Source organism: Neisseria sp. Marseille-Q2251 (assembly GCF_940793045.1).
In the GTDB taxonomy this organism is placed as follows: Bacteria; Pseudomonadota; Gammaproteobacteria; order Burkholderiales; family Neisseriaceae; genus Neisseria.
Genome location: NZ_CALNWV010000021.1, coordinates 26,888 through 37,818, shown reverse-complemented (window position 1 = coordinate 37,818; position 10,931 = coordinate 26,888). Strand labels below are relative to the sequence as shown.

General features: G+C 51.8%; 7 protein-coding genes, 1 other RNA gene and 1 pseudogene. 5 read left to right on the top strand and 4 right to left on the bottom strand.

Annotated features, from left to right (window positions below):
* Positions 1-173 (top strand): annotated as a pseudogene (locus tag AAG834_RS08420) (IS30 family transposase); the annotation flags it as partial.
* A 60-nt stretch (positions 174-233) separates the two neighbouring features.
* Here AAG834_RS08420 and AAG834_RS08415 read toward each other — a convergent pair.
* The 3 genes from AAG834_RS08415 to rnpB form a co-directional block, all read right to left on the bottom strand.
* A complete protein-coding gene (locus AAG834_RS08415) occupies positions 234-755 on the bottom strand; it encodes a DUF4189 domain-containing protein (protein WP_342031850.1) in 522 nt (173 codons plus the stop codon).
* Positions 756-836: 81 nt separating this feature from the next.
* The gene (gene metG, locus AAG834_RS08410; RefSeq protein ID WP_342031849.1) at positions 837-2,894 is read right to left on the bottom strand and encodes a methionine--tRNA ligase; all 2,058 of its coding nucleotides are present in this window, start codon (positions 2,892-2,894) and stop codon (positions 837-839) included.
* A gap of 183 nt (positions 2,895-3,077) precedes the next feature.
* Positions 3,078-3,439: RNase P RNA component class A (gene rnpB, locus AAG834_RS08405), an RNA gene on the bottom strand.
* Between the two features lie 217 nt (positions 3,440-3,656).
* Here rnpB and AAG834_RS08400 point away from each other — a divergent pair.
* The 3 genes from AAG834_RS08400 (at position 3,657) to AAG834_RS08390 (ending at position 6,646) form a co-directional block, all read left to right on the top strand.
* On the top strand, positions 3,657-5,405 hold the full coding sequence (locus AAG834_RS08400) for a transferrin-binding protein-like solute binding protein (RefSeq protein ID WP_342031848.1): 1,749 nt from the start codon (positions 3,657-3,659) through the stop codon (positions 5,403-5,405).
* A gap of 133 nt (positions 5,406-5,538) precedes the next feature.
* Entirely contained in the window at positions 5,539-5,766 is a 228-nt protein-coding gene (locus AAG834_RS08395; RefSeq protein ID WP_029609485.1) for an exodeoxyribonuclease VII small subunit, read from the top strand.
* Positions 5,750-6,646 (top strand): polyprenyl synthetase family protein, encoded by an 897-nt coding sequence (locus AAG834_RS08390; protein ID WP_070514489.1) that lies wholly within the window; start codon positions 5,750-5,752, stop codon positions 6,644-6,646. Before AAG834_RS08395 ends, AAG834_RS08390 begins: the two co-directional genes overlap by 17 nt.
* Before the next feature lie 350 nt (positions 6,647-6,996).
* On the opposite strand, the gene gnd is transcribed toward AAG834_RS08390, so the two are convergent.
* Complete coding sequence (gene gnd, locus AAG834_RS08385) at positions 6,997-8,445, bottom strand: decarboxylating NADP(+)-dependent phosphogluconate dehydrogenase (protein WP_070514488.1); 1,449 nt, start codon at positions 8,443-8,445, stop codon at positions 6,997-6,999.
* 482 nt (positions 8,446-8,927) lie between these two features.
* On the opposite strand from gnd, the gene ggt reads away from it, so the two are divergent.
* The gene (ggt, locus tag AAG834_RS08380) at positions 8,928-10,697 is read left to right on the top strand and encodes a gamma-glutamyltransferase (RefSeq protein WP_342031847.1); all 1,770 of its coding nucleotides are present in this window, start codon (positions 8,928-8,930) and stop codon (positions 10,695-10,697) included.
* The last annotated feature ends 234 nt before the right edge of the window (positions 10,698-10,931 follow it).

Sequence of the window (10,931 nt, the reverse complement as noted above, 5' to 3'; positions counted from 1 at the left end):
ACACCAACGGACTCATCCGGCAATATTTCCCCAAGCAAACCGATTTCCGCAACATCAGTGATCGGGAGATACGCAGGGTTCAAGATGAGTTGAACCACCGGCCAAGAAAAACACTTGGCTACGAAACACCAAGTGTTTTATTCTTGAATCTGTTCAAACCGCTGATACACTAGTGTTGCACTTGAAATCCGAATCCAAGGTCGTCTGAAAACTTTCAGACTACCTTTTGCCTGTCAATATCTAGGCAACGAGCAGGCTTCAGAAACAACAATTTTGCATTGCGGAACACCCGCAGCCTGACATTTCTTCAAGGCTTCCGCTTCAGCACGACCAGGTTTTGTCGTACCAGAGAAAACCCTCGATTGTTTACCTTCTTTCCCTTGGGCAGCAGCGATACAACCGTTTCTAACCCAAGCGATTACTTTACAAGGGGCATTACTGCCACCTCGTTCACAAGTTCTGATAGCTTCTTTTTCTGCGGCAGCACGGGAATCCATATCAAGTGCACCGCCTGAAATACCCGTTTTGAGATTGACTGCTAAAGCCAAATATTTTGAGGGGACGTTGATGTTGATAACTTTAGTATTGTTTTGGACGTTGGAGGATTGGGGCGGAGCCATATTATATTGAACCAATTCCCCGTTATTCCCCTGAAAGCGGCAAATACCGCTGACGGGGTCAAATTGTCCGGGGCAGCCGTTGGCATAGACATTAAAACTCGCCAGTCCCAAAAAGATAAAAAGCAGTTTTTTCATTGGTTTTTCCTTGGTTTAAAGATACAAAAAAAGCTGTCCGAACATCTTGCATGATGGTTTCAGACAGCTTTTTTCAGCGTTTTAGCCCACTTTATCCCCGGGCTGCGCGCCTGCATCGACATCTAAGAGCTTCAGTTTCCCGTCGGCGGTGGCGGCGGAGAGGATCATGCCTTCGGATACGCCGAATTTTGCCATTTTGCGCGGGGCGAAGTTGGCGACGGCGATGACCATGCGGCCGTTCAATTCGGCGGGGTTGGGATAAGACGCGGCGATGCCGGAGAAGATGATGCGTTTTTCAAAACCGAAATCGAGGTCGAATTTTAAGAGTTTGGTGCTGCCTTCGACGGCTTCGCAGTTCAATACTTTGGCGACACGCATGTCGATTTTCATGAAGTCGTCGAAGCTCGCCTGTTCGGCGACTTTTTCGTATTTGCTCTCTTCGGCGGCAGGCGCGGGGGTCGTCTGAATGCTTTGTTTGTTAGCTTCGATTAAATCGTCCACTTGTTTTTGCTCCACTCGTTGCATTAAATGTTCGTATTTGTTGATGGTGTGTTCGCCCAAGGTTTCGCGCGTGTTCGCCCAGGTAATCGCGTCCAGATTGAGGAAACGCGCGGCGTTGGCGGCGGTTTGCGGCAATACGGGGGCGAGGTAGGCGGTCAGCATGGTAAAGGCGTTGATGAGTTCGCTGCATACTTCGTGCAGGCGTTCGTCTTGACCTTCTTGTTTGGCGAGTTCCCACGGTTTGTTGGCATCGACGTATTCGTTTACGGCATCCGCCAATGCCATGATGTCGCGCAGGGCGCGGGCGTATTCGCGGTTTTCGTATTGCTCGGCGATGGTGTCGCTTTCGGCGGCGAGTTTTGCCAGCAATGCGCTGCCTGAAACGTCTTTCAGACGACCTTCAAAGCGTTTGGCGATGAAACCTGACGCGCGGGCGGCGATGTTGACGTATTTGCCGACGAGGTCGCTGTTGACGCGCGAGATAAAGTCTTGCAGGTTCAAATCGATGTCTTCGATTTTGCTGTTGAGTTTGGCGGCGATGTAGTAGCGCATCCACTCGGGGTTCAAGCCTTGTTCCAGATAGGATTTGGCGGTGATGAAGGTGCCGCGCGATTTGGACATTTTTTGTCCGTCCACGGTCAAAAAGCCGTGTGCGTACACGCCGGTCGGGGCGCGGTGGCCGGAGAAATGCAGCATGGCGGGCCAGAACAGGGCGTGGAAATAGAGGATGTCTTTGCCGATGAAGTGGTACATCTCGGTTTGGCTGTCGGCTTTGAAGTATTCGTCGAAATCGACACCGATGCGGTCGCACAGGTTTTTAAACGACGCCATGTAGCCGACGGGCGCGTCCAGCCAGACGTAGAAGTATTTGCCCGGCGCGTCGGGGATTTCAAAACCGAAATACGGCGCGTCGCGGGAAATGTCCCAGTCGGACAGGGTGGTTTCTTCGCTTTCGCCCAGCCATTCTTTCATTTTGTTGAGGGCTTCGGCTTGCAGATGGGGCTTGCCGTCGTGCGGGTTGTTGCCGGAAGTCCATGCTTTGAGGAAGTCGGCGCATTCGCCCAGTTTGAAGAAGAAGTGTTCGGATTCGCGCAATTCGGGTTTGGCACCAGAAACGGCGGAATACGGGTTGATCAGTTCGGTCGGGGAATAGGTCGTGCCGCAGACTTCGCAGTTGTCGCCGTATTGGTCTTGGGCGTGGCATTTGGGGCATTCGCCTTTGACGAAGCGGTCGGGCAGGAACATTTGTTTTTCGGGGTCGAAAAGCTGCTCGATGACGCGGCTTTCGATTTTGCCGTTGGCTTTCAGCGCGCGGTAAATGTCTTGGGAAAACTGTTTGTTTTCAAGGGAATGGGTGCTGTAATAATTGTCGTAGCCGATGAAAAAGCCGGTGAAGTCGGCGAGGTGCTCTTCGCGCACTTTGGCAATCATGTCTTCGGGCGCGATGCCTTGTTTTTGCGCGGCAAGCATCACGGGCGTGCCGTGGGTGTCGTCGGCGCAGCAGTAGTGGCACTCGTGGCCGCGCAGTTTTTGAAAGCGCACCCAAACGTCGGTTTGGATGTGTTCGACCATGTGGCCGAGGTGGATGCTGCCGTTGGCATAGGGCAGCGCGGAGGTAACGAGGATTTTGCGTGTCATGGTTTATGCTTTGGAAAACAATGGATAAAGATGGGGAATTATACCGTAAATCGTGCGGGCGAGACGGGGGAAAGGTCGTCTGAAAAAGCAGCGGGAATAGGTTTGATGAAACGGGTTATCGAAGGTAAAAGGTCGTCTGAAAACCAAAAATCAGTTTTCAGACGACCTTTTCGATAATCGGGACATACAGGCCGGACGATAAGCCGGGTTCTGTCTCGGACAGTCATTCCTCTAGGCACACCATTACTGATGCACTCCAGCAACCTACCCGAACGCTCGGCGAGCAGCGTCAAAGCGTTCTGTTTGGTCTTGCTCCGGATGGGGTTTAGCCTGCTGCGCCTTGTTACCAAGTGCACGGTGCGCTCTTACCGCACCTTTTCACCCTTACCCGTGCCGCCCGAAGGCGGCCGTCGGCGGTATTGCTTTCTGTTCCACTTTCCGTCGCGTTTCCGCGCCCGGCCGTTAGCCGGCATCCTGCTCTGCGGAGCCCGGACTTTCCTCCCCGTATGCCTTACGCGATACGCGGCGACTGTCTGTCCGACCTGTATGAAGTGCGGATTATAACACAAGCAAATTACAACCGTTTGACCACCAAAAAAACCGCCTATCAAAAAATTTGCCGATTTCGCAACATAAAAATTCAAATAAAATAAACTATTTATAAACAAAAAGTACCGTTCGTCAAATAAATAAATGACATGTTATAAAAAAGCCCATAAAATGAATATCACATAACTATTTTAAATATAAAAGTACATTACGATGAAAAACTATCCACATATCCTGTCTTACCTTGCCCTATCGTTACTTGCCGCCTGCGGAGGCGGTGGAGGCGGCGGTTCGCCGTCAACGACCTCAAGCGATACCAATCAACCCAAAATAGAATGCAACGCCGAATGCCTAGCGGGACGTAAAGCCGCTGAGGAGTCTAAGGCTGAAACAGAGCGTAAAGCTGCCGAAGAAGCCGAGAAAGCCAAAGTCGAAGCTGAACGTAACGCTGCTGAAGAAGCCGAGAAAGCTAAGGCCGAAGCTGAACGTAAAGAGGCTGAGAAGGCCAAAGCCGAAGCGGAACGCAAAGCCGCTGAAGAGGCTGAGAAAGCTAAAGTTGAAGCGGAACGCAAAGCTGCTGAAGAGGCTGAGAAGGCTAAAGCTGAAGAAGAACGCAAAGCTGCTGAAGAGGCTGAAAAAGCTAAGGCCGAAGCTGAACGCAAAGCTGCTGAAGAGGCTGCAAAAGCTAAAGCCGAAGCAGAACGTAAAAAAGCTAAAGCCGAAGCAGAACGTAAAGTTGCGGAAGAAGCTGCCAAAGCTAAGGCCGAAGTAGAACGCAAAGCTGCCGAAGAAGCTGAAAAAGCTAAAGCCGAAGCAGAACGTAAAGTTGCGGAAGAAGCTGCCAAAGCTAAGGCCGAAGCAGAACGCAAAGCTGCTGAAGAGGCTGAAAAAGCTAAGGCCGAAGCAGAACGCAAAGCTGCTGAAGAGGCTGCAAAAGCTAAGGCTGAAGCTGAACGTAAGGCTGCTGAAGAAGCCGAGAAAGCTAAGGCCGAAGCAGAACGCAAAGCTGCTGAAGAGGCTGCAAAAGCTAAGGCTGAAGCTGAACGTAAAGCGGCTGAAGAGGCTGCAAAAGCCAAGGCTGAAGCTGAACGTAAGGCTGCTGAAGAAGCCGAGAAAGCTAAGGCCGAAGTTGAACGCAAAGCCGCTGAAGAAGCCGAAAAAGCTAAGGCTGAAGCTGAACGTAAGGCCGCTGAAGAGGCTGAAAAAGCTAAGGCTGAGGCAGAACGTAAGGCTACTGAAGAAGCCAAAAAAGCTAAAGCGGAAGCCGAACGTAAGGCTGCTGAAGAAGCCGAGAAAGCTAGAGTGGAAGCAGAACGCAAAGCCGCCAAAGCTGCTGTAACCCAACAAATTGACGGCTATTACAGCAAAATTTCCCAATCAGGAATGACGGGTGACGATATTTCCCATACCGGCGACATTAATGTTCTTGAATTGGATGGACAAAAAATCCCGCTGTTGCCCGAAACTGAGCCTCAAAGGGCTGAAGTATTCGGTAATGTGAACGAAAAATCTGTCCTGGTTGCCGCCACTCATCTGAAATACGGCCGCTACGGGTTTTATGGCTTGAAAAATGGAGATACTGACATCCATACATCGTATATGTTCTACCAAGGCGTTATTACTCCGGAAGCAGCGATGCCTCAAGAGGGTCAGGCTTTTTACCGCGGTTATGCGCTTTACAGCGATGTCGGACAAGCCAATACGTTCGGCAACTCCATCTTTATGGTGGACTTCGGCCGCAAATCCCTCTCCGGTGCGGTTTACTCCGAAAACGGTGAATTTGATGAAGTGAATCTGGAAGGTCAAATCGTCGGCAACCGCTTCTTCCATGTGGATGAGAAAGAACAAAAAATCATGTCGGGTATGTTCCTCGGCCCCCAAGCAGAAGAGCTTACCGGCCGATTCGATCATCTTCTGGAATCTAAAAACGGTACGTTTGGTGCCGCCGCTCTGAAAGAATGATTTTTACCGTATCATCAGCTCAAAAGGTCGTCTGAAAACTTGGAAATCAGGTTTTCAGACGACCTTTTTCCGTTCCCGTCCAAGAAGCAGCCCATAAAATGCTACAATACCGCTTTGATTTTTTGCCCGCATCATCATGAAAAAAGCCCCCAAATCCTTTGAAGAAGCCCTCGCCCGCCTCGAAACCCTGACCCAGTCCATGCAAAGCAGCGAAATGCCGCTGGAAGACGCTCTGGCAGCCTATCAGGAAGGCAACGAGCTGGTCAGATACTGCCAAACCAAGCTGGCGGAAGTCGAACAAAAACTGCAAGTATTGGACGCGGGCGAACTGAAGGAGCTGAACCTTGAACCCGGCGAATGAATTGAAAGCATGGCAGCAAAAAGCCCAAGCGCAGACCGAATTGCTGCTGGAGCGTTTCCTGCCGTCTGAAAACCAAGTGCCGCACACGCTGCACGAAGCCATGCGTTACGTTACCCTCGGCGGCGGCAAACGGCTGCGCCCGCTCTTGGTACTCGCCGCGTCCGAATTGGGCGATGCCGACCAAAACGCCGTCGAACAAGCCATGGCGGCGATTGAAATGGTGCACGTCTATTCCTTGGTTCACGACGATATGCCCGCCATGGACAACGACAGCCTGCGGCGCGGCAAACCGACCTGCCATGTGAAATACGACGAAGTCACCGCCCTCTTGGTCGGCGACGCGCTGCAAACCCAAGCCTTCGACGTATTGAGCCGTCCGACCGGACTGCCTGCCGAACGCCAAATCGCCATGTTGTCCATACTCGCCAAAGCATCCGGCAGCCTCGGCATGGCGGGCGGACAAGCCATCGACCTTACCAACGTCGGCAAAGCCATGAATCAGGCACAGTTGGAACAGATGCACAGCCTCAAAACCGGCGCCCTCATCCGTGCCGCCGTCGTCCTAGGCGCGCTTGCCTGCCCCGATTTGGATTCAGACGACGTCCAAACCTTGGACGACTACGCCGCCAAACTCGGCTTGGCGTTCCAAGTTATCGACGACGTGTTGGACTGCGAAGCCGACACCGCCACCTTGGGCAAAACCGCCGGCAAAGACAGCGACAACGACAAACCCACCTACGTCAAACTGATGGGTCTGCCAGCCGCCCGCGCCTACGCCGAAACCCTGACCGCCGAAGCCGCCGCCCTGCTCGAACCCTTCGGCGCAAAAGCCCTGCATTTGCGGCTCTTGGCGGAATTTGTTACTGCGCGGAAAAATTAAACGTCTGAAATCATTTTTCTTTTTATACCGCTGAGACATCAAAGGTCGTCTGAAAAATCAGTTCCAAGATTTTTCAGACGACCTTTTTGTATAGGGACGGCGTTCAATGAATCATGCTTTTATAGTGGATTAACTGAGATTAAAATGTGGATAAGTTGTGCGCAAGCAGTAGATTTTACAGGGCGTTTTCCCCACCCTTCTGCACCCGCAAGCATCCGTTTTTAAAACCGAAGTTTGTCGCTGAGATTCCCATAACAAGCGTGCCTCAAATTGAAAGATTCAAATAAAAAGGTCGTCTGAAAACCCAAAATTCATGGTTTTCAGACGACCTTTTTGCTGGTTCAAACAAATCAAATATCGTAAGTAGTCGATGCGGTATCGCCGCCTTTGCCTGTCCAATTGGTGTGGAAGAACTCACCGCGCGGTTTGTCGGTGCGCTCGTAGGTGTGCGCACCGAAGTAGTCGCGTTGGGCTTGCAGCAGGTTGGCGGGCAGGCGTTCGGTGGTGTAGCCGTCGAGGAAGGTAATCGCGGAAGCCATGCAGGGCATGGGGATGCCGCATTCGATGGCTTTGGCGACCACTTTGCGCCATGCGGGCAGGCAGTTTTCCAATACGCCTTTGAAATAGGGGTCGGAACCCAAGAACACTAAATCGGGATTGGCTTCGTATGCGTCGCGGATGTTGCCCAAGAACGCGCTGCGAATGATGCAGCCTTCGCGCCACAGAAGGGCGGTGTTGCCGTAATTCAATGCCCAATCGTTGTTTTCGCTGGCTTCGCGGATGAGCATGAAGCCTTGTGCGTAGGAGATGATTTTGGATGCCAACAGGGCTTGGCGCAGGGCTTCGACCCATGTGGCTTTGTCGCCTTCGACGGGGCTGATGGTTTTGCCGAACAAGCGGCCGGTTTGAACGCGTTGGTCTTTGAGCGCGGACACGCAGCGGGCGAACACGGCTTCGGAAATCAGCGTCAGCGGGATGCCCAAGTCGAGGGCATTGATGCCGGTCCATTTGCCTGTGCCTTTTTGTCCGGCGGTATCGAGGATTTTTTCGACCAAAGGTTCGCCGTTTTCGTCTTTGTAGCCCAAAATTGCGGCGGTGATTTCAATCAGGTAGGAATCCAGCTCGGTTTGGTTCCATTCGCTGAAAATGCGGTGCATTTCGTCGTAGCTCAGACCCAAGCCGTCTTTCATGAATTGGTAGGCTTCGCAAATCAACTGCATATCGCCGTATTCGATGCCGTTGTGCACCATTTTGACGAAATGGCCTGCGCCGTCGCGGCCGACCCAGTCGCAGCAGGGTTCGCCTTGCGGGGTTTTGGCGGCAATGGCTTGGAAGATGGGTTTGACGGCAGGCCATGCGGCTTCGTCGCCGCCGGGCATGATGGACGGACCGTGACGCGCGCCTTCTTCGCCGCCGGACACGCCCGCGCCGATAAAGCGGATGCCTTTTGCCGCCAGCTCGTGGGTGCGGCGGGTGGAATCGGGATAGTTGGCGTTGCCGCCGTCAATAATAATGTCGCCTTGCTCCAAAAGCGGGACAAGTTGCTCAATAAAGTCGTCAACGACAGAACCTGCACGCACCATCATCATAATTTTGCGCGGTTTTTCCAGTTTATCCACTAAATCTTGCAATGAATAGGCACCGATAATGTTGGTGCCTTTGGCTGCGCCGTTGAGAAAATCGTCTACTTTAGCAGTGGTCCGGTTGTACGCCACGACTTTGAAACCGCGATCGTTCATATTCAAAATCAAGTTTTGACCCATAACGGCCAAGCCGATGATGCCGATATCGCCTTTCATTGATGGAAGCTCCATTATTAATTTAATTTATCAGCCGTAACTCTATCTGATTTACAGAGGTTTAACAATCCTTAACTATCTAATTTTTTGAAAAGATGCCTTTACGTTGCAGGCGTTGGCTGCGTGTTGGGAAAACAAACTATAAATAAGATTTTAAATAATAAATAGATGATTATATTGAGTAGTGCATTTGCTTGTGTATAACTTTGATTCCTTCTTCAGTTCAATGAGTTGAATGTAGATTTTGGATGCGGATAAACCGCTGTTTGCCTTGTTGGCAGATGTGGATAATTTTGAAATCCGGTTTGGTTTTGTGTATAACTTTCCGGCTATACACACAGCCTGCCGGTTTTATACCGATCTCAAACGGAACTGTATGACGAGATAAAGAGTCCAATTGTTTTTCATGTTTCAGACGACCTTTTGCGTGTTTTAGCCCTGTAAAGGTCGTCTGAAAAATATCTCATTAAAAGGGAGCAGATATGAAATTTTCCTTTGGCTTAAACCTGTTGGCAGTTTTGGTTTTGGCGGCGTGCGCGCACCAGCCGATGCAGAAACCTGATGCCGCGCCTGTGCCGACGGCTGTGGATAACCATGCGCCGGAACAAGGGACGGGGCTGACCGAGCAGAAACTGATCCGCGCCAAGCATTACATGGCGGCGTCTGCCAATCCGTTGGCGACCGAGGCGGGATACGAGATTTTGAAACGCGGCGGCAGTGCGATAGATGCGATGATCGCCATTCAGACGACCTTGGGTCTGACCGAGCCGCAGTCTTCAGGTTTGGGCGGCGGCGCGTTTTTGGTGTATTGGGACAATAAGGCGAAAAAACTGACGACGTTTGATGCTCGTGAAACGGCGCCGAAAGCGGCAACGCCGGAGCTTTTTTTGGATGAGAACGGCAAACCGATGGGCTTTATGAACGCAGTGGTCGGCGGTCGTTCGGTCGGCGTGCCGGGGATTCCGAAGCTGCTGGAAGATGTTCACAAACGTTACGGCAAATTGCCGTGGGCAAGCCTGTTTGACAAACCGATTGCTTTGGCGGAACAAGGCTTTACGGTTTCACCGCGCATGGCGAAATCCATCGAGCAGAATCTGGAGCCGTTGCAACGTTATCCGCAAACCGCCGCCTATTTCCTGCCTGAGGGTAAGCCTTTGGCAGCGGGAACGGTGTTGAAAAACCCTGAATTTGCCCGCTCCGTGCGCCTGTTGGCGGAAAAAGGCAGCGCGCCGTTTTATCAGGGCGCGCAGGCACAGAATATTGTCCGTGCCGTTACCGGTGCTGTGGATAACCCCGGCAAAATCAGTTTGTCAGATTTGAAAAACTACCGCGTTATCGAGCGTCAACCGGTTTGCGCGCCTTATCGCGAATACGAAGTCTGCGGCATGGGCGCGCCAAGTTCGGGGGCGATTGCTTTGGGCGAGATTTTGGGCGTCTTGCAAAATCAGGATATGAAGGCGTTGGGATCGGAAAATATCCACAGTTGGCGCTGGATAGGCGATGCGTCGCGAATTGCGTTTGCCGACCGAGATCATTACATTGGCGATCCCGCGTTTGTCAACGTCCCGACCCGTGCCTTGATTTCTCAGGCTTACCTGAAACCGCGTGCCGAAGAAATCCGTCAATCCGACAAGGCGCTGGAAAACATTCAGGCGGGCAAGTTTGGCAAGAAATACGCGCAGGGCATGGCGGTAGAGCTGCCGTCCACCAGCCATTTGGTGGTTGTGGATAAAGACGGCAACGTCGTGTCGATGACGACTTCGATTGAAAACGCGTTCGGCTCGGGGCTGATGGCAAACGGCTATCTGCTCAACAATGAATTGACCGATTTCGCTTTCAACCCTGTCGGCACGGATGGTAAAACCGTTGCCAACAGCGTGGCGGGCGGCAAACGGCCGCGTTCTTCAATGGCGCCGACCATCGTGATGAAAGACGGCAAGCCTTATCTGGCGGTCGGTTCGCCTGGTGGCAGCCGCATCATCGGTTTCGTCGCCAAAACGCTGGTGGCGCATATCGATTGGGGCATGGACATTCAGGCGGCAATTTCCCTGCCGAATATGCTCAATCGCGGCAGCCAGTATGAAATCGAGGAAAAAACCGCAGCGGCGGACAAAGCGCCAACTCTGGAAAAACTGGGCTACAAAGTCCAAATCCGCGATTTGAATTCCGGCGTACAAGGCATTGTGATCGGCAAAGACGGTTTGCTCGGCGGTGCCGACCCGCGCCGCGAAGGCAAAGTGATGGGCGATTGATCACCGATCGGCTTGTGGATAAAAGGTCGTCTGAAATCCGAATTTGGGTTTTCAGACGACCTTTTTTACCGCTGGAGAAAAGCTATGGATAAAATGTGTATAAAATTTGAGAAAAAATATAATCTTTCTATTTTTCAGAAGGATAGATTAGATAGTCATGTGGATAATCATATCTGAAATATTGGCGGAAGATGGTTTTGTTTTATTGAGAGGTCGTCTGAAAACTTAAAATCA

Bases quoted from the DNA above. Each gene is read 5' to 3' on its own strand.
- gnd (WP_070514488.1), bottom strand. From the start codon at position 8,445: ATGAAAGGCGATATCGGCATCATCGGCTTGGCCGTTATGGGTCAAAAC.
- ggt (WP_342031847.1), top strand. From the start codon at position 8,928: ATGAAATTTTCCTTTGGCTTAAACCTGTTGGCAGTTTTGGTTTTGGCG.
- AAG834_RS08400 (WP_342031848.1), top strand. From the start codon at position 3,657: ATGAAAAACTATCCACATATCCTGTCTTACCTTGCCCTATCGTTACTT.
- AAG834_RS08415 (WP_342031850.1), bottom strand. From the start codon at position 755: ATGAAAAAACTGCTTTTTATCTTTTTGGGACTGGCGAGTTTTAATGTC.
- metG (WP_342031849.1), bottom strand. From the start codon at position 2,894: ATGACACGCAAAATCCTCGTTACCTCCGCGCTGCCCTATGCCAACGGC.